Below are 24,734 nucleotides of genomic sequence, written 5' to 3' on the forward strand. Positions count from 1 at the left end.
CTCGTCGGCGGCCTTGTTGGCTTTCTTGTGTCTACCGATGCGTGAACCGCCTGCAAGCAAGCGGCTCAGGGATCGGGCCCGGCGAACCGGGCCTCCTCTAATTAAACACCCGTGCAACACGTTTCAGTCGGTGAGCGAGCGCCGGTCCAATCAAGAAGCACGGAACGCAGGAACCGGAATGGACATCAAGTCCATGAGGATTCCGAGTACCGCGCGACGCAGAGTGGACCAAGCGCAGCCACCGAATGAAGCGTGTTTATTGGCAGGCTTCGCAGTCGGGGTTATCAATCGAGCAGAACTTCATATCGGTCGCCGGTTCCATCACCGGTTCGGCTTCCGCCGCCGGCGCCGCTGCCACGGCAGCCGGAGCGCTGTAGCCACCGTCCACTGGCACGGCGTTCAGCTCGCCACCACGGCCGGTCGACTTCTCGGCGTTCGATGCCGCCAGCGTGCGCAGATAGTAAGTGGTCTTTAGGCCACGGATCCACGCATGCTTGTACAGCTCGTCCAGCTTCTTGCCCGAGGCGCCGGCCATGTAGATGTTCAGGCTCTGCGCCTGGTCGATCCACTTCTGGCGACGCGACGCGGCTTCGACCAGCCACTTCGGATCCATTTCGAACGCGGTTGCGTAGATGTCGCGCAGGTCTTGCGGAATGCGGTCGATGCGCGCCACCGAACCGTCGAAGTACTTGAGGTCCGAGATCATCACTTCGTCCCACAGGCCACGGGCCTTCAGGTCGCGCACCAGGTAGTCGTTGACCACGGTGAACTCGCCCGACAGGTTCGATTTGACGAACAGGTTCTGGTAGGTCGGTTCGATCGATGCCGAAACGCCGATGATGTTGGCGATGGTCGCGGTCGGGGCGATGGCGACGCAGTTCGAGTTGCGCATGCCGACCTTGGCAACGCGCTGACGCAGTGCGTTCCAGTCCAGACGCTCGGTGGTATCGACTTCAAGGAAGCCGCCGCGCTCTTCGGCCAGCAGTTGCAGCGAATCCAGCGGCAGGATGCCACGATCCCACAGGCTGCCCTTGTAGCTCGGGTAGGTGCCGCGCTCTTCGGCCAGCTCGGTCGACGCCCAGTAAGCGTGGTAGCAGACCATTTCCATCGACGCATCGGCGAATTCGACCGCAGCGTTCGATGCGTACGGAATCCGCTGTGCCAGCAACGCATCCTGGAAACCCATGATGCCCATGCCGACCGGACGATGCTTCAGGTTGGAATTGCGCGCCTTCGCCACCGGGTAGAAGTTGATGTCGATGACGTTGTCGAGCATGCGCATCGCGGTCTTCACGGTGCGGGCGATCTTGTCCTGATCGAGCACGATCTGGCCGTCGACGTTCTTCAGGTGGTTCACCAGGTTGACCGAGCCGAGGTTGCAGACGGCGATTTCATGGTCGTTGGTATTCAGCGTGATTTCGGTGCACAGGTTCGAGCTATGGACCACGCCGACGTGCTGCTGCGGGCTGCGGATGTTGCACGGATCCTTGAAGGTGATCCACGGATGGCCGGTTTCGAACAGCATCGTCAGCATCTTGCGCCACAGCGTCAGTGCCGGCAGCTTCTTGACCACGCGCATTTCGCCGCGCGCGGCCTTTTCTTCGTAGCGCGCGTAGGTTTCGGCGAAGTCCTTGCCGTACTTGTCGTGCAGATCCGGGGCTTCGGCCGGGCTGAACAGCGTCCAGTCGGCGCCTTCGATCACGCGCTGCATGAACAGGTCCGGCACCCAGTTGGCGGTGTTCATGTCGTGGGTACGACGGCGGTCGTCACCGGTGTTCTTGCGCAGTTCGAGGAATTCCTCGATGTCGGCGTGCCAGGTTTCCAGGTAGGCGCAGACCGCGCCCTTGCGCTTGCCGCCCTGGTTGACCGCAACGGCGGTGTCGTTCACCACCTTGAGGAAAGGCACGACGCCTTGCGACTTGCCGTTGGTGCCCTTGATGTGGCTACCGAGCGAGCGGACCGGGGTCCAGTCGTTGCCGAGGCCGCCGGCAAACTTCGACAGCAGCGCGTTTTCCTTGATGCCTTCGTAGATGCCGTCGAGGTCGTCGGCGATCGTCGTCAGGTAGCAGGACGACAGCTGCGAGCGGCGGGTGCCCGAGTTGAACAGCGTCGGCGTCGACGACATGAAGTCGAAGGTCGACAGCACGTTGTAGAACTCGATCGCACGCGCTTCGCGGTCAAGCTCGTTCAGCGCCAGGCCCATCGCCACGCGCATGTAGAAGGCCTGCGGCAGCTCGATGCGCTCGCCCTCGACGTGCAGGAAGTAGCGGTCGTACAGCGTCTGCAGACCGAGGTAGCCGAACTGGTAGTCGCGGTCGTGGTTCAGCGCCGCGCCGAGGCGGGCCAGATCGTACTGGGCCAGACGGTCATCGAGCAGCTCGGCATCGATGCCGCGCTTGATGAACTCCGGGAAGTAGCGCGCATAGGCGTGCGCCATCTCTTCGTGGCTGGTTTCCTCGCCGATCACTTCGCGGCGCAGGCTGTCGAGCAGCAGGCGCGCAGTGACTTGCGAGTACGACGGATCTTTTTCGATCAGCTGGCGCGCGGCCATGATCACCGACTTGCGCACCTCTTCGGCCGAGACGCCGTCGTAGATGTTCTTCAGCGCTTCGTTCAGGATCGCGGCCTGATCGGTCTCGTTGTCGAAACCGGTGCAGGCCGACGCGATCAGCGCCTTGAGGCGACCCAGATCGAGCGGACGACGGCTGCCGTCTTCGTAAACGACGTTGATGCTGTCATGGTGTTCGACTTCGTGCTCGACCTTGGCGTGGTGACGCTCTTGCGAGCGCTGCTCGCGGTAGATCACGTAGGCGCGGGCGACGTCGTGTTCGCCGGTGCGCATCAGCGCCAGCTCGACCTGATCCTGGATTTCTTCGATGTGGATCGCGCCGCCTTCGGGCTTGCGACGCATCAGCGCGCGCACGACCGCATCGGTCAGACCGGCGACGCGCTCGCGCACCGCCGCCGACGAGGCAGCCTGGCTGCCCTGCACGGCGATAAAGGCCTTGGTCACGGCGACCGAGATCTTCAGCGGCTCGAACGGCACCACGGCACCGTTGCGGCGGATGATCTTGTAATTGGTGTACGCGCTGTTGTCGTGCTGCGCGGCGGTGTCGACGGTGTCGGTCATTCGGCTTCCATTGGTGCTATCCAGCGTGGCGTACATGCGCTCCGTTCCTTCTGGCTAGGGGGGATTCTGATGATGTGCACAAGTCTGTGTATTCTTTGTGAAGAAACACAATATCTTGTGTTCGCAATCTGCGATTAACACAAATACTAGTGGAAGAGCACCGGCTAGTGCAACAGCGCGATCCTGTGATAAACGACGATCGGCTCACCGGATCCAGCCAGTTCGCAGCCGCGCCGCCAGCCCCCTGATATGACGGTGACGTTGCAAGAAAAATACAAGCACATGGAAAGCAAAAACGAGGCCAGAACCGGAAAATCGGCACGCAGCAACCCGCTCAGCCTGACATTCCCGTCACGGCTTTAACGTCGCTGTCATCGATGCTCACTAGGCTTGCCGCCATCGCTAACAACAAGCACAGGGAGCTGAACGCGATGACCCAAGACAAACGCATCACCGGCGTCGACCAGGACGACCTCGACACCAACCAGAGCGGCAACGCCAGTTTCGACAGCGTGCTCGACGCACGCATCAGCCGTCGCAGCATGCTGCGCGGCGGCCTCAGCGGCGCGGCGGCCATGATGTTCGGCGGCGTCGCCCTCGGCAGCGCACTGACCGCCTGTGGCGGCGGCAGCACCGACAACGCCACACCGACGCCAGCGCCTGGCCCGACGCCGGCACCGACATCGCCCCCAGGCCCCACGCCGACACCCGCACCGACTGCAGCGCGCTTCAACTTCAATCCGGTCGCCAAGAACGTGTTCGACGCGCTGACACTGCCGGCCGGTTACAGCGCTGCGGTGCTGTTCGCCCTCGGCGATCCGATCAACAACGCGACGGCCGCTTACAAGAACGACGGCAGCGACGACGCGCTGAGCTTTGATTTCCGCGCCGGCGACCATCACGACGGGATGAACTATTTCGGCTTGAACGCTGCGGGTAACGCACGCGATCCGAACGGCAGCGATCGCGCGCTGATCGCGATGAACCACGAAAACATCACCGATACCTTTCTGCACGTCGCCGGGTCAACCGCACCGGGCGGCGCCCGCCCGCAGGCCGAAGTCGACAAGGAAATCCGCGCCCACGGCGTTGCGGTGATCGAAATCCAGAAAAGTGGCGGGCGTTTCCAGCTCAATCGCGCATCAGGCTACAACCGCCGCATCACCGCGCAAACGCCGATGGACCTGAACGGCCCGGCGCGTGGCAACGACCAGATGAAATCGGCTTACTCGACCACGGGCACCCAGAGCCGCGGCACCGTGAATAATTGCGCCACCGGCGACACCCCGTGGGGCACCTTCCTGACTTGCGAAGAAAACTGGGCCGGCTATTTCTCGCGCAGCGGCGACCTCTCCGCCAACCGCACCGCCGGTGAACTGGCTTCGTTCACGCGCTATGGCGTGCCGAGCGGCGCGTCGGGCAAGGGCTGGGATACCGCTGGCGCAACCGACGTCTACAAGCGCTGGAACGTCGCAGCCAGCGGCGCCAGCGCCACCGTGGACTTCCGCAACGAAGCCAACACCTTCGGCTACGTGGTCGAAATCGATCCGTACAACGCCGGTTCGACCCCGCGCAAGCGCACCCACCTCGGCCGTTTCGCGCACGAATGCGCAGTGTACGCGCCGGTCGTCGCCGGCAAGCCGGTGGTGTTCTACATGGGCGACGATTCGCGCAACGAATACATCTACAAGTATGTCTCGAAGGCCGCCTGGGATCCGAGCGATGCCGGCAAGGGCCTCGCCGCCGGTGACAAATACCTCGACGATGGCGTGCTCTATGTCGCCAAGTTCAATGCCGATGGCTCGGGCACCTGGTTGCCACTGACGCTGGCCAACACCGCCATCAGCGGTTACGCCGGCTTCAGCTTCACCACGCTGGCCGACATCTGCATCCACACCCGGATCGCCGCCGACGCGGCCGGCGCGACCAAGATGGACCGCCCGGAATGGTGCTCGGTCAACCCGAAGAACGGTGAGGTCTATTACACGCTGACCAACAACTCGAACCGCGTCACCACCGGCGCCTCGGGCAGCAAGGTGCTGCCGGATGCCGCCAACCCGCGTGCCTACGAAGACATGAAGGGCAGCAGCAAGCAGACCGGCAACGTCAACGGCCACATCATCCGCACCGCCGAAATCGGTGGCGACGCGGCTTCGACCAGCTTCAAGTGGGACGTCTACGTCTTCGCCGCCGAAGCCAAGGCCAGCGCGGCGATCAATCTGTCGTCACTGACCGACGACAACGACATGTCGAGCCCGGACGGCATCTGGTTCAGCCCGAAGAGCGGCCTGCTGTGGGTTCAGACCGACGACGGCGCCTATACCGACGTGACCAACTGCATGATGCTGGCCGCCATGCCGGGCAAGATCGGCGACGGCGGTCCGGCCAAGGTCGCCAATGTGATCGGTAGCACGACACTGGAAGTGACCACGCAGAAGGGCAAGAATCCGGACAGCGAATCGCTGCGCCGCTTCCTCGTCGGCCCCAAGGGTTGCGAGATCACCGGCGTCGCCGAAACGCCGGATGGCAAAACGCTGTTCATCAACATCCAGCATCCGGGCGAGGACACCAAGGTGGCCGACCTGGGCGACCCGAGCAAGTACCAGAGCCACTGGCCGCAAGGCGGTACGGCCCGTCCGCGCTCGGCAACCATCGTCATCACCAAGGACGATGGCGGCACCATCGGCATCTAAGACGCGACTACCCTGCTGGCAAAGCTCACTTGCAGCACTCACTCGTGCTGTTGTGACCGAAGGGAATCCCTTGGGGGACTTTTCGCGCGCCCTGCCCGCATCGTTTCACTGGGTTTGCGCCCCGCAGGAAGTACCCTTGGGGTATTAGTCGCTCTAGTCGTATCCGCCGGGCCGATTGGCCCGGCCTTTTCAGGAGAACCTCATGGGCTCATTCAGCCTCTGGCACTGGGCACTGGTGCTCGTCGTCGTCGTACTGGTCTTCGGCACCCGCCGGCTGCGCAACGCAGGCGGCGATCTGGGCGCCGCGATCCGTGGCTTCAAGGACGGCGTCAACGGCAAGGACGATCAGCCACCTTCCACCCCGCCATCCAACTGAATGGCAAAGAAAAACGGGGCGACTAAGTCGCCCCGTTTTTTTTACCTCCCCCAAGCTGAGCGCCTTCCTCAGTAAGTGCGCGAGCCAAAGCAGTTTGGCGCCGCCCGAAGCGCAGGCACCGAAGTGGCCATGTGGGCCATGAGGACGACCCGAAGGTAGCCCCTTGCTGGGTGCCGGAGCATCAGACGGAGACAAACTGCGCAGGCGCAGCCGCCTGGTGGGGTAGGTGCTTAGTGGTGATGGCCGTGTTCGCCGTGCACATGACCATGGGCGATTTCTTCGTCGGTGGCTTCGCGCACGTCGACGACCTTGCCGACGAAGCGGATCTTGATACCAGCGAACGGGTGGTTCGCATCGACGGTGACCTTGCCACCAGTGATGTCAACCACGCGGAACAGCAGCACGTCGCCGGTCTGCGGATCATCGGCTTCGAACATCATGCCGACTTCGACTTCCTGCGGGAACACGTCCTTGTCTTCCGAGCGGATCAGTTCCGGCTCGTGCTCGCCAAATGCGTCGTCGGCTTCCATCACTACGTCGATGCTGTCACCGACGGTCTTGCCTTCCAGCGCTTCTTCCACCAGCGGCAGGATGTTGTCGTAGCCACCGTGCAGGTAGGCGATCGGCTCTTCGGTCTTGTCGAGCTGCTTGCCTTCGAGATCGAACATTTCGTAGTTCAGCGTGACGACGGAATTCTTGGCGATTTGCATTAGGGCTTATCCTAGGGATTGAACGAGGGTGAGTATTTCGGCCGCGTGACCTTTCGGCGTGACCTGATAAAAAGCGTGGCGGATCAGCCCCGCCTTGTCGATGACGAACGTCGAACGCGCTATCCCGTATCTTACCACGTCACCCACCTGCCACTCGCGCAGCGCATGGTAGCGTCGGCTGACTTCACCTTCCGGGTCCGACAGGAGGTCGAACTCGATCCCCTCCTCGTCGATGAACAGCTCGTGCGCCATGCAGTCGTCCATGCTGACACCAAGGACGATGGCATCGTACTGGGCGAGCGCAGCAACGCGTTCGCTGAATTCGACGGCCTCGGTGATGCCACCCGGCGTGTGATCCTTATTGAAGAAATACAGCACAACGTGCTGACGGCCACGAAAATCGGACAGCTTGACCGAATCCATGCCGGCATCGGGCAGTTCGAAGTCGGGCGCCATCTCGCCAGGGTTCAGCATGCAAGCCTCCCGCGGTGCGATAATCTCGTCATTCTCACAGTCGTTATAGTGTCCAGCCATGTCCATGCAACTTCTCGGCGGCATCACGCCCGAACAATTCCTCGCCGAATACTGGCAAAAAAAGCCGCTCCTGATCCGTCAGGCGTGGACCGACTTCCCCGAGCTGATCGATCTGGCCCGGCTCACCGAACTGGCCGGCAGCGACGATGCCGAATCGCGGCTGATCGAATACCGCAACGGCAAGTACGCGCTCGAGCACGGCCCGATCAGCGAACGCCGTCTCGCACGCCTGCCCGACACCGACTGGACGCTGCTGGTCAGCAACGTCAACCATCACGTCGACCACGTCAGCGAGCTGCTGTACCAGTTCGATTTTCTGCCGTATTACCGGCTCGACGACCTGATGATCTCGTACGCCCCGCCCGGCGGCACCGTCGGCCCGCACTACGATTCATATGATGTGTTCCTGCTGCAGGTCGGCGGCAGCAAGCGCTGGCAGATTTCCAGCGACGACGCGGGCAACTTTATCGAAGATGCACCGATCCGCGTGCTGAAGGATTTTGCGCCCGAACAGGAATGGATACTCGAACACGGCGACATGCTCTATCTGCCGCCGAAGTACGCGCACTACGGTGTCGCGCTCGAACCGGGCATGACGTACTCGATCGGTTTCCGGGCGCCGAAAACACAAGAGATCGCCGGCAAGTTCCTCGAGTTCGTCCAGGACGAGCTGTGCCTCGACGGCATGTACGCCGACCCGGAGCGCAAGACCCGGGCGCATCCCGGTGAAATCGACGATGCCTTCATCGCCAGCATCGGCACCATGCTCAAGCAGATCGACTGGAACGACGACACGGTACGCCGCTTCGTCGGCCGCTATTTCACCGAACCCAAGCCGCACGTGTTTTTCGACCAACCCGACGATCCACTCGATTTCGACGACTTCGCCGCGCAGGTCGCCGAAGCGGGCGTGGTGCTCGACCTGAAGAGCCAGATGCTGTTCGAGCGCGAACGTATCTATATCAATGGCGACGAAATTGCCGCCGAAGCCGCGGCACGCCCGGCCTTGCAGCAGCTGGCCGATGAACGCGCCCTGCCCGCCGGCGAGTACGACGATGCCGTGCTCGAAGCACTCTATACCTGCTATGACTATGGCTTCCTTCACCCTGCCGGCTGATCCGCCGGTTGCCATCGACCGGCACCGAGACTATGCGGATGCCTTCGCCGCGCTGATCGCCTCGGCGCGGCAGACACTGTGGCTGGCCGAGGACGACTTCCGCATTGCCGATCTGGGCAGCCGCACGGTGTGCGAGGCGTTGTGGACGTTCTTTGTTCACGGCGGCGAGCTGAAACTGGCGGCGTGGCGCACTGGCTACCTGGCCAGCGACGCACCGCGCTTCATCCAGCTGCGCGACCGCTTCGGCCACCGGATGCAGTTGTTGCGCGTGGCCGAGGATTGTGGATTGGCGGCGCAGGGGCTGGCGATTGCCGATGCGCAGCATTATCTGCAGCGGCATCACCCCGACTGGCCGCACGGAAAACTGGGCAGCGACGCCGCCACTGTTGCCTTACTGCAACAGCAATTTGACGACTTGTGGGCTAACGCACAGCCGGAATCTGCGTGGAATCGCCTGTACATCTAGTCGGCCCGAACACCGCATGATGTCGTCCGCATCAAGCCAGAGCACACTGGCGCTAGCGCCCGATCCTCGGGCATCAACGGCCAGCGCCTGGCCTTGCGCAGACGCCCGGCCGTTTTGTACAAGCCGTTGCAATTGGCAGGCAATACGATGCACCCGAAGCCGCCCCTTGCCTACCTTTTTGCAAAAAACGTTGTTAGAATCTGCCCCTGTCGGTCGTCAAGTGATGCCTAACTGCTTTTAGAAGCCATCGATCAACGGTCGATAGCTCCAGTGGTTTTTTGTCCAACTCGTCTTTATCAAAGGTTATTAAAATGAATAAGTCCCTGCTCGTTGCTGCTCTGTTCGCTGTTGCCCTGACCGCTTGCGGCAAGAAAGAAGAAGCTCCGGCTGCTGCTTCGGCTGTCGTTGAAGCTTCGGCTGTCGTTGAAGCTGCTGCTTCGGAAGTTGCTTCGGCTGTTGAAGCTGCTGCTTCGGACGTCGCTGCTGCTGCTTCGGAAGTTGCTTCGGCTGCTAAGTAAGTCCAGCAAGCTGCAACGAAAAGCCGACCGTCAGGTCGGCTTTTTGCATTTCTGCCCCACCCCACGCTCCCCCTCTGCGACTTCCGTCCATGTCCTCCACCCAGATCCTGCTGCCCCGCTGGCTGATGCCGATTGCACCGCGCGAAGTGCTGACCGGCCACGCGCTGGTCATCAAGCAAGACCGCATCGCCGCCATCCTGCCTGCCGCTGACGCCATCGCCCGCTACCCGGACGCCGAGCGCATCGATCTGCCCGAGCACGCGCTGCTGCCGGGCCTGGTCAATCTGCATACGCATTCGGCAATGACGCTATTGCGCGGCTATGCCGACGATCTGGCGCTGATGGACTGGCTCAACGACCACATCTGGCCGGCCGAGGGCGCGCATGTGTCGGATGAGTTCGTTTTCGATGGCACCCAGTTGGCGATCGCCGAAATGATCCGTGGCGGTACGACCTGCGCCAACGACGGGTATTTCCATCACGGCGCCGTTGCCCGCGCCGCGCTGGCAAGCGGTTTCCGGATGATGGTCGGCTGCTCGATTCTCGAATTTCCGACGCCGTACGCCGCCGACGCCGACCAGTACATCCGCCGCGCACTGGACTGCATCGACGAATTCACCGGTGAATCGCTGATCGGCTTCACACTGGCGCCGCACGCACCGTACAGCGTCAGCGACGACACCTTTCGTCGCGTGATCACGCTGGCCGACGAACTCGGCGTCAGCATTCATTGCCATATCCACGAAACGCAGGACGAGATCGACGACAGCCTGCGCCAGCACGGCGTGCGCCCGCTCGAGCGCCTCGCCCGGCTTGGCGTGCTCGACAGCCCGCTGATCGCCGCGCACATGGTGCACGCCACCGACGCCGAAATCGCGCTGCTGGCCGCACGTGGCGTCCATGTCGCGCACAACCCCGCGTCCAACCTCAAGCTGGCCTCGGGCTTTGCCCGCATCACCGATCAGCTCGCCGCGGGCATCAATGTCGGCATCGGCACCGATGGCGCCGCCAGCAACAACAAGCTGGACCTGTTCGCCGAACTGCGCCTCGCCGCGCTGCTGGCCAAAGGCCAGAGCGGCAACCCGACCGCGCTACCGGCCTGGCAGGCGCTGGAAATGGCGACGATCAACGGCGCGAAAGCGCTGGGCTGGGACGACCGGATCGGCAGCCTCGCGGTCGGCAAGCAGGCCGACGTGATCGCTGTCGACCTCTCGGCGCTCGGCACCCAGCCGGCCTACGACCCGGTTTCTCACCTCGTCTACGCCGCCGACCGCAATCAGGTCAGCCATGTGTGGATCGCCGGGGTAGCGCAGCTCGTCAACGGCGAACTGACGCGGTTCAAATCGGCGCAGCTCGTCGCCAATGCCCGGCGCTGGCAGGCGCGCATCGCACCGCGTTGACCGTTGCGGTTCAGCCGCGGCGGCGCTCGGGGTAAACTAGCGGTCTAACCGCCCTTTCCCCGATGCCATGACCGACACCGCCGCTCCGCTCAACGCCGCCCCAGTCAATGCAGATCACGCCGAGATTGCCAAGTTCTCCGCGCTTGCCCACAAATGGTGGGACAAGGACGGCGAGTTCAAGCCTTTGCACCAGATCAACCCGCTACGACTGCAGTTCATCGCCGACCATGTCGCGCTGACGGCGCAAAAGACCGTCGACGTCGGCTGCGGCGGCGGCATTCTCAGCGAGGCGCTGGCGCAATCGGGCGCACAAGTCACCGGCATCGATCTGGCCGAGAAATCGCTCAAGGTCGCCAAGCTGCACCTGTTCGAATCGAACGTGTCGGTCGATTACCGCTGTGTCGCGGTCGAAGCACTTGCCGCTGAAGCACCGGAGCGCTTCGACGTCGTCACCTGCATGGAAATGCTCGAACACGTGCCGTCGCCGGCGAGCATCGTCGCCGCCTGCGCGCAGCTGGCCAAACCGGGTGGCTGGGTATTTTTCTCGACACTGAACCGCAACCCCAAGGCCTATGCGCTGGCAGTACTCGGCGCCGAATACCTGCTGGGCCTGCTGCCGCGTGGCACCCACGATTACGCCAAATTCATCAAGCCGTCCGAGCTCGCGCGGATGACCCGTACCGCAGGGCTGGAAACGGTGACCGTCAGCGGCATGGGCTACAACCCGATTTCGGGTGTCGCAACGCTGTCCGACGACGCCGACGTCAATTACCTCGTCGCCTGCCGCAAACCGCTGTAGCACCCGCACCCTGCTGGCGCGTACCCGCTACCGTAGCGGACGCCGCGCTCACCGGGGCTTGCCAGCGCCACGGCGCTGAGATCGCGCCCTGCAGGCATTACTTTTACTGGACACCACCATGATCCGCGCCATTCTGTTCGACCTCGATGGTACGCTCGCCGACACCGCGCCGGACCTCGGCGCCGCACTGAACCGGCTGCTGCTCGAGGAAGGTCGCCCCGAGCAGCCTTACGAGGCGATCCGGCCGCTGGCGTCGCACGGCGCGCGCGGGCTGATCGGCCTCGGTTTCAGCATCGGCCCCGATGACGCCGCGTTCGCGTACTTGCGCGAGCGTTTCCTTACCCATTACGCCGCAGCCTTGTGCGAACACACGGTGCTGTTCGATGGTATCGCCGAGCTGATCACAGCCATCGGCGCACGCGGCCTGCCCTGGGGTATCGTCACCAACAAGCCGGGGCGCTTTACCGACCCGCTGGTGCGTGAACTGCCGTTGCCGGTCCAGCCGGGCTGCGTCGTCTCCGGCGACACCGTCGGCGTCGCCAAGCCCGACCCGAAGCCGATGCTACACGCGGCCGAGCAGCTCGGCGTACCCGCAGCCAGCTGCATCTACGTCGGCGACGCCGAGCGCGATATCGAAGCCGGCCGCCGCGTCGGCATGAAAACCGTAATCGCCGATTACGGCTATATCAGCGTCGATGACCGGCCAACCGACTGGGGCGCCGATCTGCGCATCGCGCATCCGCTCGATCTGCTCGCACACCTGCCGGACTAGGAGCCGCTGATAAAACCCAGTGCAACGCTGCTGGCAAGGCGCGCGAAACCTCCCACAGGGATTCCCTCCTGTCACAACAGTACAAACAAGTACGGCCAGTGAGCGCAACGCGGTCAGTGCCGTTTTGTCAGTGGTCCTAAACCGGCATACATGAAAAAGCCCCGCCAGCCGGGGCTTTTTCAATGTTCAGCTGCACACTCAGCGATTGACGTCGACGACGAAGCGGCCGCGATGACGCCCGGCAATGATGTCGGCGGCCGCGGCAAAGGTGTCGGCCAGACCGATCTTGGTGCTCGTACTGGCCAGCAGCGCAGGATCGATCAGTCCGGTGAGCAGATCCCAAGCCTCCTGCCGCTGTGCCCGTGGCGCATACACGCTGTCGATCCCGTAGAGCGTCACGCCACGCAGAATGAACGGCGCCACCGTCGCCGGAAAATCCATCCCACCGGCCAGACCACACGCCGCAACCGCACCATCCCGACGCACCTGGGCGCAGGCGTTCGCGAGCACATGGCTACCCACCGAGTCGACGACGCCGGCCCAGCGCTCTTTTTGCAGCGGCTTGCCGGCGGTGGACAGGTCCACCCGCTCGATGACCTCGATGGCGCCCAGCGTGCGCAAATAGGCCACCGCATCCGGCTTACCGGTAACTGCGACGACGTCGAAACCCAGTTTGGCCAGCAGCATCACCGCCACCGAACCGACACCGCCAGTCGCACCAGTCACCAGCACCGGTCCCGTATCGGGCGTCAGACCGTGTTTCTTCAACGCCAGCACGCACAGCATCGCCGTGTAGCCGGCGGTGCCGAGCGCCATCGCGTCACGCGCGCCCATTCCCGACGGTAAACGCACCAGCCCTTCGGCCGGCACCCGCGCCCGTTGCGCCAGCCCACCCCAACTGGCCTCGCCGCAGCCCCAGCCATTGAGGATCACCTTTTCGCCCGGGGCGAAATCGAGCGAGTCCGATTCGAGTACGGTTCCCACAGCGTCAACGCCAGCCACCATCGGAAACTGCCGCACCACCGGGCCGCTGTCGGTCAGCGCCAGCGCATCCTTGTAGTTGAGCGTCGAATACTCGACGCGCAGGCTGACGCCGCCCGCGGGCAACATCGCCTCATCCAGATCGGCCAGCCGCGCCTCGAACCGGCCATCACGGGTCAGATACACCGCCTTGAACATCGCTTTCCTCCTGCACCACCCAAACCGGGCCAATGCCCCACGATAAACCGAAGCACGACGCGCTGCCCCTACCCCGGACAAACTTTTCCCCGTCCGGCCCAGGCCGCGCACCACCAGGCCACAGGCGCAAGGCCGCATTCGGGCCATGCCGTCCGGCGCCAAACGCGGTATACTGGTCTCGCTACATCTGGGGCCGCCATGGTTTCGACGGGGGTTACAAAGCGGATGAGGGCATGCCGGGATTTCAGTCACCCCGTAAAACGCTGAAAATTCTTAGTCGCAAACGACCAAGACTACGCTCTAGCTGCTTAATCGCGCTGGACTCTGCACTACCTCTCCCTTCGGGTAGGCCGGGCAACCGGCAGCAGAGTCATTTAGAAGGGATCGCTTTTGCTCGGGTTACTTGAGCAAAGGTTAAATCCAAGGTAACTCGCTGGTGCCAAGCCCGTCGGCTGGCGTGTCACCGGTTAAAAGTACTCAAGTGAACCTGACTAAGCATGTAGATCTCTTCGTGGAGGGCTTTCGGACGCGGGTTCGACTCCCGCCGGCTCCACCAGACATTGTGTTAAAAATCAGCCACTTACCGAAAGGTGAGTGGCTTTTTTTTTTAGCCTTTTTGGGGCTATTTTGGCTATGGAATGCCAGCATTTTCACCCCACCCGGCCCGCCGTTCGGTGCGTCATCGCTAGTAACCATCAGCAGCACCTACGTTTCGCCCGTCACCACTCCCTTACAAAGAAGCATGTATTACTTTCTAAAAAGCAATGTATGTTTGACCTATTTTCGTAAAATTCTGATAATCGTGCACCTCTCTCCCCGCGATTATCCCGATGGACCTCTCCAGCCTGCTCGCCTCGTTCGCCGCTGCGTTCAATCAGGACCAGCGTTTGCTGTCGTTGCACTTCGCCGAGGGACGGGGGCCGGCGCCGGAGACGCTGCTGCCGCATGTACTCGACGGTGAAGCGGCGCTGAGCCAGCCTTACCGGTACACGCTGGAATGCCTGTCGGCCGATGCCGGGCTGGAACTGAAGTCGTTGCTGGGACTGGCGCTCGAGGTCGACATCCACACCGCCGACGGCAGTGATCAGATCCTGACCGGGGTGGTCACCCAGGTGAAGTCCTTGGGCTCGGATGGCGGCTTTGCCCGCTACGCACTGACGATCGAACCGCCGCTGGCGCTGCTACGGCATCGCCGTACCAGCCGGGTCTTCCAGGACCTGTCGGTTATCGACATCGTCAAGGCCATCGTCGCCGAGCATCAGGCGAACAACCCGCTGCTGGCGGCGAGCTTTGCCTTGCAATTCGATCTGGCCAAGACCTATCCGGTCCGGTCGTATTGCCTGCAGTACCGCGAATCGGATCTCGATTTCGTCCAGCGCCTGCTGGCCGAGGAAGGCATTGCCTACCGCTTCTCGTTCGCGGGTGGCGAAACGCCGGTCACGACCATGATCGGTTTCGACGATCCGTACCAGCTCGACGCGGCAGCACGGGCCAAGGTGCGTTTCCACCGCGCCGACGCGACCGAGGAAGCCGACACGATCACCGGCTGGGATTCGAAACGCCAGCTCGGCAGCAGCAAGGTTGCGCTGGCCAGCTTCGACTACAAGCCGGTCAGCACGTTGGCGGCCGATGACGACAGCGCGATCGATCATGGCGACGGCGGCCGTCAGGCCAGCCAGAGCCTCGAGCACTACGATCCGCAGACGCTGTACTACGGCAGCGACGGCGAAGACCTCGGTCGCTACGCAACGCTGCGCCAGCAGGCCAACGACAGGCTCAGCAAGAGTTTTCGCGGCGAAGGTACGGTAAGACAGTTCAACGTCGGCGAGTGGTTCCAACTCGACAACCACCCGGCACACGACTTCGATGCCGCCGAAGACCGGCAATTTACGATTACCCGCCAACGGGTCCAGGCCCGCAACAACCTGCCCGGCGATCTGGTCAGTCAGCTCTCCAAGACCGTGCTCGGAAGCGCTGCGGAAAAGAACAGCGACGCCCCATTCCGCACCGACTTCGACGCCCAGCGCCGCGGCATCCCGCTGACGCCGGACTACGCACCGCACGCCAAACCCACCAACCGCGGCGTCCAGACGGCCACGGTAGTGGGACCGGGTGACGGCGAAGTCCACACCGATGAACTCGGCCGCATCAAGGTGCAGTTTCACTGGCAACGCCAAGCCGAACATCCGGAGTACGGCGCCAATCTCGACGACAAGTCATCATGCTGGCTGCGCGTCGCCATGCCCTCGGCCGGTGCCGGCTGGGGCCACCAGTTCATTCCCCGCGTCGGTCAGGAAGTGCTGGTCGACTTCCTCGAAGGCGACATCGACCGGCCGCTGGTGACCGGCGTCGTCTACAACGGCAGCCACCCGGTCCCGGCGTTCAGCGGTGCCGGCAGCCTGCCGGCCAACAAGACCCTCTCCGGCATCAAGACCAAGGAACACGGTGGTGGTCAGTACGGCGAACTGCTGTTCGACGACACCCAGGGCGAAGTGCGCACCAAGCTCAGTTCCGAGCACGGCAAGACCCAGTTGAACCAGGGCTTTTTGATCCAGCCGCGATCCGACGGCAAAGGCACACCGCGAGGCGAAGGCTTCGAACTCAGAACCGACCAGCACGGCGCGCTCCGCGCGGCGAACGGCCTGCTGATCACAGCTGAGGCCGCCAACGGCGCCGGCGGCAACCAGCTCGATCGCAGCCAAGCACAATCCCAGCTCGACGCCGCCTTCGAACTCGCCAGCAGCCTCGGCGACGTCGCCACCCACCAACTGGCCGACACCATCGAAACCGGCCCGGAAACCATCAAGGACAATGCCAAGGCCGCCAAATCCCAGCAGGGCCACCTGCACCACCTGAAGGAAGCCCTCAAAAGCTGGGCCAACGGCACCAATACCTCGAAGGACGCCAAAAGCGATCAAGCCGGAAAACAGCCCCTGATCGTCGTCAGCGCCCCGGCCGGCCTTGCCCAGACCACGCCAAACAGCCAGGCCATTACCGCCGGCAGCAACCTCGACCTGATCGCCCAACGCGACACCCAGCAGACTTCAGGACGGCGCTGGCTGCACAACGTCGGCGAACACATCAGCCTGTTTGTCAGCGGCGTCAAAGACCAGATCGCCCTGAAGCTGATTGCCGCCAAGGGCAAGGTTCAGGTGCAGGCGCAGAGCGACAACGTCGAGATCAATGCAGCCAAGGACATTACTGAAACCGCAAATCAGAAAGTCTTCTGTGCCGCCAAAGAGGAAATCCTGCTGACAGCCGGTGGCGCCTACATCCGCATCAAGGGCGGCAACATCGAGATCCATGCCCCGGGCAAAATCGACGTCAAAGGCGCGAGCCACAGCCTGGATGGCCCGGCTCAGATGACGTTGGATCACCCAGCCTTCCCGGAGAGCGCACCGAAGACACCGATGCGACTCAAGATTGCCCAAGGCCCGGAAGCCGCCAATGGTGGCTGGGTTGGAATGCCATACACCTTGCTGGCCGACGGTGCAGAAGTGGGTAAAGGCATCATTGATCAATCCGGGCATTTGCCGGTCGATCACTTCGTGACCACCAACAAGTACACGGTCAAACTGGCCAACGGCGAGGCATTCGATCTGCCTGTGGTCAACGAATATCGCGATGCCTCCGAAGGCTCGCTCGCCAATCTCGGCTTACACAAGCAACTACAGGACGGCGGCAAAGTGGACGATTTCCGCGCTCGTTATCAACGCCTGCTTAACGGCGATTTTGGCCAGAGCGATGCTGATAAGGGGGACGCATGAACAAGCCCTACGTTTGTCCAATTGATATTCAGCAAACCAAGTCTGCACAAATGCACGCGGCTTGGTTCGTCAACGAGAAGAACACCGAGAATGACCCAAGAGAAGCGACCTTCCTGCCGTTGAATTGCGGCGAAGCGGCCTTTGCTGAGGTGCATAAGGCGATTGCTGCAGCGACGAAGAGCGTCGACATCATCTGCTGGGGATTTCAGCCCTCAATGTACTTTATCCGGGATGGTAAATCGCCCTGCATTGGCCAGCTTCTGATGGATTTGGCGGCCAAGCGCAATGTTGAGGTACGCGTGTTGGGCTGGACCATGGAGGTCGGTGGCGCCAACGTTGCGCAATGGGGGCCGGAAAACAACACGCCTGGGCAAGGCATGTTCAGTCGGGCGCCCACGGAAACGCGTGAACAGCACAATTTCGACCGGAACTGGTTCTTCTGGGTGCAGCGGGGCATGATGCCCCGCGTGCAATTTGTCGGCCGTGGCTTTGGCCCCCTCGATCGCCTGGAAATTCTGTACAGGGCGCAATTCGAAGCCGCCGATCGACAGCTCAGCAAGGCGACCAAGGCCAGTTTGACCGCTTTTGCGACCCACCATCAGAAAATGGTCCTGGTGGACTATGCGGTACCCGACAAGGCCGTCGGCTTTGTCATGGGCCACAACATGCTGGACGAGTATTGGGACAAACCCAACCACAGCGTCGCGCGCTTTGCCCCGAATCTCGGCCGCAACGGTCAGGGCCCCCGGCAAGACATTTCCAGCCGCGTAACCGGCCCCATTCTCAAGCACCTGCACGACAATTTTGCTCAAGGCTGGAAAGATGCGACGGGTGAGGATCTGGACGCGAAGCGCAACAGCAAGGCTGTGGCCACGCAGTTCAAGCCACGATGCGACCTGGGCACGCCCTGCATGGCGCAAATTTTGCGCACCCAGTCACAGCACGGGCGGCGTGATATCGAAAAGCTCTACCTCAAGGCCGTCAACAACGCCACGCAGTACATCTATCTGGAAAACCAGTATTTTCGCTGGCCGCATTTCGCTGAAAAGATCAAGGCCGTCGCCGACAAGCTCACCAATGGCGGTCGCGATCCGGGGCCCTACGGCTCCCTGCATCTGTTCGTCGTGACCAACTCCACCGACGAAGGCATGGGCGATGGCACGGTCAAAACCTACGAAATGCTTGAGAGCTTGGGCAAGGCCGACACCATTCCCGGTGTGGCCCGGCAGGAACGTGCCGATGATCTTGAAGCGCGCCTGGGGCAGCAAGACAACAAGGTCAAGCGGCTTGGCAATCTGCCTAACCCCGCAGTGTTTGCCGATGGCAAATACCCACCTGCCTACGACAAGCAGCTTGAAGACTTAAAAAAAGCCAAGACGGAGCGTGACAACCTAAAGAAGCAGCTCGCTGCCCTTCAGGATACTGACGCGCCTATCACTATCGAGGCGCCACCTGGCCTGAAAGTCCACGTTTGCACCTTGGTGGCCCCGGACTCAAGCATTGACCGTCATCGCACCCGGCAACAGCATGCCTATGCAATGGGCAGCACTCAGGAAGTCACCGTGCCTGCGCCAGACCTGGAATGGACACCGGTATACATCCACAGCAAGCTGATGCTGATCGACGATGTGTTCATGACCTTGGGCTCGGCCAATATCAACACCCGCAGCATGCAGGTCGATAGCGAGCTCAATATCGCCCACCAGAATGGCAAGATCACTCAGGGTCTGCGATTGGAGCTGTGGAATCAGCACACCAATGGCAAAGGCGCGCAGATGATGGCCGATAAGGCATATGAACAATGGCAGAAAGTCATCAATGACAACAAGAGAAACCAGGCTCAGGGCAAGCAACCTATCGCCCCATTGGTTGAGTTCTACCGTGGCAGCCCCGTCCGCACCAACAAAGACTGACCGATGAAATCCTGGCTCCTGATCCCGCTGTGTCTCGCCCTGATTGCCTGCGACGGTAAACCGAAGGAACGCGCCGTGCCCGAACTACCCAATACCAAGCTGGCCTTTACCTGCGCCTACGAAAAAGACCACCTGCCGGCGATTGCGCCAGAAGTCGAGCAGGTCTATCGCTATGCGCGTTATGTGCAAAAGAACAATGTGCTGAAGAAAGACGCTAGCGTTTACCCCGAGCTGGCGCGGCTATACCGGATCGCCGCCGCCAACGGCCACTACAAGGCCAATCTCGAAGTTCGGCAAATGATCGGCAAGGGCCAGGCCGACAGCCTCGACCCGGTCAAGGAAACGCTGGATTTGACCGAGGCGTTGATTCGCCAGGGCGTGCCGGGCGGTTACTACGACATGGGGCGGTATTTGGAGAAGGGCTATGGCGTCAAAAAAGACCCCGAGCTGGCGTTGCGTTACTTCCGCAAGTCGGCCGATATGGGCAGCCCGGAAGGCCAGTTTCTGGTTGGTGAGAAACTCGAACCGATTGAAATTGCGCCAGACATTGCCCGACAGATGTTTCAGTGTGCCGCAGAGCAAGGTCATGGAGAAGCAGCAGAGGCAGTCGGGATTGGATACAAACTTGATAAGAAATACATCGAAGCTCTGCAGGCATTTCAGCTTGGAGTGAAAGCTGGAAATGCCACTGCCGCACTGAGGTTGGAGGACGGCTTCAAAGCACCACCTCCAGATGACCAATTGGATTACTTGGCCTTGACTGAAGATAAAGAACGCAGCCGTCGTTACGAAATCATCGGCGACACGCTGTCGGCATGGTCCTACCGCCATCCAACCGTTCCCGAAATCGACGACATCGTCCCATTGCCGCCGGCCAAGCTGCCGCCATGGGACGGCAAAATCCAGTGGCTCAAGGATCACGAAGCCAACGTCGCCCCGGAAAAACCTAGCGAAGCGCAGCTGACGAAGCTGGCCAAGGCCAAGGGCCTCGACCCCGCGACCGGTGAACCGCTGGCCGAGAAAACGGCGCAAGCCGAGCCGACCCCCAAACCAGCCGCGCCCAAGGTCGCGCTCGGCACGGTTTGCCGCAGTGGCGAGCCTTGCCCGCAAAGCGGCGTCTGGCAAGTGCTCTGGCCGGATGAGACGAACGTCAACCCACTCACCGTCACAAAGCACTTCGCCCAAGGCGAAACACTGCCGACGCAAGCGGTCGAACGCCGGCGCAGCGGCCTGGCCAGCGTATTCAAAGGCAAGGTCGAGACGCGGGACGAGGCGGTTAGCTGGAAGCTGGTCGGCCTAGGTTGATGCGCGCCGTTCTGATCATTCTGGCCGCGCTGTCCGCGATGGTGTTCACTGTCTATGGCGTCCACCGTTATCGGGTGGATCAGCGACAGCGCCCGGTGTCCGATCTACCCAATGCCAAGCTGGCCTTTACCTGCGCCTACGAGACAGACCACCTGCCGGCGATTGCGCCGGAAGTCGAGCAGGTTTACCGCTATGCGCGCTATGTGCAGAAGAACAATGTGCTCAAGGAAGATGCGCAGGTCTACCCTGAGCTTGCGCGACTGTATCGGATCGCCGCCGCCAACGGCCACTACAAGGCCAACCTCGAAGTGCGGCAAATGATCGGCAAGGGCCAGGCCGACAGTCTTGACCCGGTCAAGGAAACGCTGGACCTGACCGAAGACCTGATTCGTCAAGGCGTGCCGGGCGGTTACTACGACATGGGCCGCTACGTCGAGCACGGCTACGGCGTCAAAAAAGATGCCGAACTGGCGCTGCGCTACTTCCGTAAGTCGGCCGACCTAGGCAGCCCGGAAGGTCAGTTTCTGGTTGGGGAGAAGCTCTACCCGATCGGCATGGCGCCGGACGTCGCCGTACAGATGTTCAAGTGCGCTGCCGAGCAGGGCCATGGCGAGGCGGCAAATTCATTGGGAATCATATACAAAAACAAGGAACAATACCCCGAGGCGGTCAAAGCGTTTCAACTGGCTGCGAAGGGGGGATATGATGGTGGCGCATTGAGCTTAGAACATGCGTTTAACGCCCCAAAAATTGATGACCAACTGTATTACCTCGATCAAAAAGAAGACCAAGAGCGCAGCCGCCGTTACAAGATCATCGGAGATACGCTTTCAGACTGGTCGTACCGCCATCCAACCGTTCCCGAAATCGACGACATCGTCCCATTGCCGCCGGCCAAGCTGCCGCCGTGGGACGGCAAAATCCAGTGGCTCAAGGATCACGAAGCCAACGTCGCGCCGGAAAAACCTAGCGAAGCGCAGCTGACGAAGCTGGCCAAGGCCAAGGGCCTCGACCCCGCGACCGGTGAACCGCTGGCCGAGAAAACGGCGCAAGCCGAGCCCACCAAGGCCATAGGCCCCGCAGTCGCCCTCGGCACTGTATGCCGCAGCGGCGAGGCTTGCCCGCAAAGCGGCGTGTGGCAGGTCATCTGGCCTGACGAGCCGAACGTCACCACGCTGACCGTTACCCGGCACTTTACCAAGGGCGAGCCACTGCCGATGCAGACGATAGAGCGCCGGCGCAGCGGCCTAGCCAGCGTATTCAAGGGCACGACGACGTCACAGACCGAGCCTGTCAGTTGGCGTCTCGTTGGATTGGGGTGAACGTTGATCCGAACGGTTTGATTCGTACCGATGAATGAAAAACCGCAGCGTCGCTCCTGAGCCGATGAAGCAACCTCCTGCGCTACAACTCATCTCAGCGACTGAGCGGGACGGCAAGCCGCTTTGGCGCGTGCAGCTGAAACGGCAAGGCAAGACCCGCCAAAAACGCTTCTATCACCACTTACACGGCGGCGAGGCACAAGCCCTCGTCGCCGCACAGCAGTGGCGGGATCAAGTTCTGGCCGAGCACCCGCCGTACAGCAAACTCGACCATGCCCGGAAGCACCGAAGCAATAACAGCTCGGGCCGCGCCGGCGTATATCTGCTGACGATGAAGCGCATGCGCAACGGCCGGCTGGCCATCCATCAGCTCTGGCAGGCGCGCACCCCGGAGGGCGTCACGCCGATGCGCACCCGCAACTTTTCGGTACGCAAGTATGGCAATGAACTGGCATTTCGCCTGGCGGTAGCGGCGAGGGAGGGCTTCGAGCAGGAACTAGCCCTTCCGGCCTCCGCCAACTGCGGATCAGCGGTGTACGCCGCGTACTAAAACAGCCCGCCACTCGACCCCGCATCCCAGTTGGCAATAACAAGCTCACCGAACACAGCCCGCTCAGCCCCCTCCTGGGCGCGGCCGACCGAGTATTTGAGGTCGAGTCGTTCCATCCAGAAGCCGGCGAAGGCTTCACGGATCGCCGGATGATCGTTGATCGAGACCAGTACCCTGCCCTGGCAGCTGCGCATGAACTCGGCCAGGCGGGTGTAGTGATTGAATTCCCACGGCACGCCATAGCCTTCGGTCTCCCAGTACGGCGGATCGCAATAGAACAGCGTGTGCGGCCGGTCGTAGCGGCTCATGACGTCCCGCCATGAGCCGTGTTCAACATAGACGCCGGAGAGCCGCAGGTGTGCGGCGCTCAGACTCTCTTCTATCCGGCACAGGTTGATCGGAGGTGCAGTGGTGGCGGTGCCGAAGCTCTGCCCTTGTACCCGGCCGCCGAAGGCATGCTGTTGCAGGTAGAAGAAGCGCGCGGCGCGCTGGATATCGGTCAGCGTGCAGGTATCGGTGAGCTGTTGCCACTCAAACACCTGGCGTGAGGTCAGCGCCCATTTGAACTGGCGCACGAACTCTTCGAGATGGTGCTGCACCACCCGGTACAGGTTCACCAGCTCGCCGTTCACATCGTTGAGTACTTCGGTCCTGGCCGGCACCGGCCGCAGGAAGAACAACGCGGCACCGCCGGCAAACGGTTCGACGTAGCAGTCGTGCGGCGGGAACAGTGCCAGCAGGCGGTCGGCCAATCGGCGTTTGCCACCGAGCCAGGGAATGATTGGTTGAGAGTGCATTCAAGCTCCATCGATGGCGCTCGCCGGCGCTCTGGCAATGGGGCTCTCGGCCCTCAATTCGTTGAGTGCCCCACAGCGGGGGCATTTGATCATCAGCCACTTACCGAAAGGTGAGTGGCTTTTTTTTGGCCTATTTTGGGTGATTCCGGCTCCGAAATGCCAGCTCTTTTGCCAGCATTCCACGCCAGCGGCGCGGCCGGCTTGGCTCGAAAGATTACTGACCAACTTAACGCTAAGCCGTTGTCAGTCGAAGCAGGACTGCCGGATGAGCGACGCCCTTCCCTCCAGCCTTCATCACTCTCGGTACAGCGCCTCTCCGCCAAGGCCGACACTCCACACATGCTGCGGACGTTCTGCGCCTCCGGCGAACACCGGATCAGCCAGCGGACCTAGCAAATAACGATACGATCACCCCCGACTCACTCGGCACGTCCCCCTAGCTCCGGCACCAGGTTCAATCCAGCCCTGCTTTCCTACGCTGTTCAGAAATCAACAATCTGCTGGTTAAGGTGTTGAGATATCAACACTCTCCCAAAGCCGCATAAATCAAAAAACAAACAAAAACATCAGCTTGGCAAGGAATATCACCCTGCCATCGCCTTGGCACGCCGCTTGCTATTCATGACCTGTCATAACAAGTTGCGCGTCCCATGCCAGATTCCCTCCACGCAGGCCAACCGCTCTACAGCCGCATCCGCGATGAGCTTCGCACTCGTATCCACGCCGGTGCCTACCAGCCGCATGAACGCCTGCCGTCCGAAAGTGACCTGATGGCCCGGTACAGCGTCAGCCGCATCACCGTGCGGCAGGCGCTGGGTGAGTTGGAGAAGGAAGGCGTGCTGTTCAAGGTGCCGGGCAAGGGCGCGTTCGTTTCCAAACCCAAGCCGTTCCAGCAATTGGCGCGACTGCAGGGCTTCGCCGAAGCGATGCGCGAGCACGGTCACGAGATCTACAACCGTCTGCTGAGCATCCGTACCCTGCCCGCCGACGCCCTCGTGGCCGAGCGACTGCAACTCCAGCCCGGCGCGCCGCTGACCGAGCTGCGCCGGGTGCGGCTGCTGAACCGCGAACCGGTGTCGCTCGATGTCACCCATGTCGCCCCGCATATCGGCGAGCGCCTGGCGCGCGAGGATCTCGCCAGCCGCGACGTGTTCGTGATCCTCGAAAACGACTACGGCATCGCGCTCGGCCACGCCGATCTCGCCATCGACGCCCAACTCGCCGATGCGGAAACCGCCAGCCTGCTGGCGCTGGCACCCGGCGCGCCGCTGCTGCGCATCGAACGCCTGACCCACGACCGCGCCGGTACGCCGATCGACTTCGAATACCTGTACTGCCGCTCCGACAACTTCCAGTTCCGCCTGCGGGTTGCCCGCTAGGCCCACG

At 62.0% G+C, this 24,734-nt stretch carries 20 protein-coding genes and 1 other RNA gene; 15 read left to right on the top strand and 6 right to left on the bottom strand.

What is annotated here, in order from left to right:
- Positions 1-256: 256 nt before the first annotated feature.
- Entirely contained in the window at positions 257-3,130 is a 2,874-nt protein-coding gene (locus tag R0382_RS17105; protein ID WP_432721187.1) for a ribonucleoside-diphosphate reductase subunit alpha, read from the bottom strand.
- A 431-nt stretch (positions 3,131-3,561) separates the two neighbouring features.
- Between R0382_RS17105 and R0382_RS17110 the strand changes: the two genes are divergently transcribed.
- Together R0382_RS17110 and tatA are read left to right on the top strand one after the other, a co-directional pair.
- A complete protein-coding gene (locus tag R0382_RS17110) occupies positions 3,562-5,823 on the top strand; it encodes a PhoX family protein (protein WP_432721189.1) in 2,262 nt (753 codons plus the stop codon).
- Between the two features lie 202 nt (positions 5,824-6,025).
- Positions 6,026-6,199, top strand: a complete 174-nt coding sequence (gene tatA, locus R0382_RS17115; RefSeq protein WP_432721191.1) for a Sec-independent protein translocase subunit TatA — start codon at positions 6,026-6,028, stop codon at positions 6,197-6,199.
- A gap of 230 nt (positions 6,200-6,429) precedes the next feature.
- Here tatA and R0382_RS17120 read toward each other — a convergent pair whose 3' ends face one another.
- Entirely contained in the window at positions 6,430-6,909 is a 480-nt protein-coding gene (locus tag R0382_RS17120) for an FKBP-type peptidyl-prolyl cis-trans isomerase (protein ID WP_432721193.1), read from the bottom strand.
- 6 nt (positions 6,910-6,915) lie between these two features.
- Positions 6,916-7,383 carry a peroxiredoxin gene (locus R0382_RS17125; RefSeq protein ID WP_432721195.1) on the bottom strand — a complete coding sequence of 156 codons (468 nt, stop codon included), beginning with the start codon at positions 7,381-7,383 and terminating at the stop codon, positions 6,916-6,918.
- A gap of 58 nt (positions 7,384-7,441) precedes the next feature.
- Here R0382_RS17125 and R0382_RS17130 point away from each other — a divergent pair, with 58 nt between their 5' ends.
- The 6 genes from R0382_RS17130 to R0382_RS17155 all read left to right on the top strand — a co-directional run bounded on the left by R0382_RS17130 (position 7,442) and on the right by R0382_RS17155 (position 12,515).
- The gene (locus R0382_RS17130; protein WP_432721197.1) at positions 7,442-8,560 is read left to right on the top strand and encodes a JmjC domain-containing protein; all 1,119 of its coding nucleotides are present in this window, start codon (positions 7,442-7,444) and stop codon (positions 8,558-8,560) included.
- On the top strand, positions 8,535-9,026 hold the full coding sequence (locus tag R0382_RS17135; protein WP_432721199.1) for a hypothetical protein: 492 nt from the start codon (positions 8,535-8,537) through the stop codon (positions 9,024-9,026). The genes R0382_RS17130 and R0382_RS17135 overlap by 26 nt, the downstream gene beginning before the upstream one ends.
- Before the next feature lie 311 nt (positions 9,027-9,337).
- Positions 9,338-9,544, top strand: a complete 207-nt coding sequence (locus R0382_RS17140; protein WP_432721201.1) for a hypothetical protein — start codon at positions 9,338-9,340, stop codon at positions 9,542-9,544.
- Positions 9,545-9,633: 89 nt separating this feature from the next.
- A complete protein-coding gene (locus tag R0382_RS17145) occupies positions 9,634-10,944 on the top strand; it encodes a TRZ/ATZ family hydrolase (RefSeq protein WP_432721203.1) in 1,311 nt (436 codons plus the stop codon).
- Between the two features lie 67 nt (positions 10,945-11,011).
- Entirely contained in the window at positions 11,012-11,743 is a 732-nt protein-coding gene (gene ubiG / locus R0382_RS17150; RefSeq protein ID WP_432721205.1) for a bifunctional 2-polyprenyl-6-hydroxyphenol methylase/3-demethylubiquinol 3-O-methyltransferase UbiG, read from the top strand.
- 118 nt (positions 11,744-11,861) lie between these two features.
- Positions 11,862-12,515, top strand: a complete 654-nt coding sequence (locus R0382_RS17155) for an HAD family hydrolase (protein ID WP_432721207.1) — start codon at positions 11,862-11,864, stop codon at positions 12,513-12,515.
- Positions 12,516-12,713: 198 nt separating this feature from the next.
- Here R0382_RS17155 and R0382_RS17160 read toward each other — a convergent pair whose 3' ends face one another.
- Complete coding sequence (locus tag R0382_RS17160; RefSeq protein WP_432721209.1) at positions 12,714-13,694, bottom strand: MDR family oxidoreductase; 981 nt, start codon at positions 13,692-13,694, stop codon at positions 12,714-12,716.
- Between the two features lie 189 nt (positions 13,695-13,883).
- On the opposite strand from R0382_RS17160, the gene ssrA reads away from it, so the two are divergent.
- The 6 genes from ssrA to R0382_RS17190 all read left to right on the top strand — a co-directional run bounded on the left by ssrA (position 13,884) and on the right by R0382_RS17190 (position 22,551).
- Positions 13,884-14,250, top strand: a transfer-messenger RNA (tmRNA) gene (ssrA, locus tag R0382_RS17165).
- A gap of 274 nt (positions 14,251-14,524) precedes the next feature.
- The gene (locus R0382_RS17170) at positions 14,525-17,461 is read left to right on the top strand and encodes a type VI secretion system Vgr family protein (protein ID WP_432721210.1); all 2,937 of its coding nucleotides are present in this window, start codon (positions 14,525-14,527) and stop codon (positions 17,459-17,461) included.
- On the top strand, positions 17,458-19,374 hold the full coding sequence (locus R0382_RS17175) for a phospholipase D-like domain-containing protein (protein ID WP_432721211.1): 1,917 nt from the start codon (positions 17,458-17,460) through the stop codon (positions 19,372-19,374). The genes R0382_RS17170 and R0382_RS17175 overlap by 4 nt, the downstream gene beginning before the upstream one ends.
- Before the next feature lie 3 nt (positions 19,375-19,377).
- Complete coding sequence (locus R0382_RS17180; RefSeq protein WP_432721212.1) at positions 19,378-20,679, top strand: SEL1-like repeat protein; 1,302 nt, start codon at positions 19,378-19,380, stop codon at positions 20,677-20,679.
- Positions 20,679-22,001: an SEL1-like repeat protein gene (locus R0382_RS17185; protein WP_432721214.1), complete on the top strand. Its 1,323-nt coding sequence runs from the start codon at positions 20,679-20,681 to the stop codon at positions 21,999-22,001. The genes R0382_RS17180 and R0382_RS17185 overlap by 1 nt, the downstream gene beginning before the upstream one ends.
- Before the next feature lie 34 nt (positions 22,002-22,035).
- Positions 22,036-22,551 carry a hypothetical protein gene (locus tag R0382_RS17190; RefSeq protein WP_432721215.1) on the top strand — a complete coding sequence of 172 codons (516 nt, stop codon included), beginning with the start codon at positions 22,036-22,038 and terminating at the stop codon, positions 22,549-22,551.
- On the opposite strand, the gene R0382_RS17195 is transcribed toward R0382_RS17190, so the two are convergent.
- Both R0382_RS17195 and R0382_RS17200 read right to left on the bottom strand, forming a co-directional pair.
- A complete protein-coding gene (locus tag R0382_RS17195; RefSeq protein WP_432721216.1) occupies positions 22,548-23,348 on the bottom strand; it encodes a DNA adenine methylase in 801 nt (266 codons plus the stop codon). The genes R0382_RS17190 and R0382_RS17195 overlap by 4 nt on opposite strands.
- Positions 23,349-23,441 (bottom strand): Com family DNA-binding transcriptional regulator, encoded by a 93-nt coding sequence (locus R0382_RS17200; protein WP_432724188.1) that lies wholly within the window; start codon positions 23,439-23,441, stop codon positions 23,349-23,351.
- A gap of 557 nt (positions 23,442-23,998) precedes the next feature.
- Here R0382_RS17200 and R0382_RS17205 point away from each other — a divergent pair.
- Positions 23,999-24,727, top strand: a complete 729-nt coding sequence (locus R0382_RS17205) for a GntR family transcriptional regulator (RefSeq protein ID WP_432721217.1) — start codon at positions 23,999-24,001, stop codon at positions 24,725-24,727.
- The last annotated feature ends 7 nt before the right edge of the window (positions 24,728-24,734 follow it).

The sequence above is a fragment of the Jeongeupia wiesaeckerbachi genome (genome assembly GCF_050916355.1).
In the GTDB taxonomy this organism is placed as follows: Bacteria; Pseudomonadota; Gammaproteobacteria; order Burkholderiales; family Chitinibacteraceae; genus Jeongeupia; species Jeongeupia wiesaeckerbachi.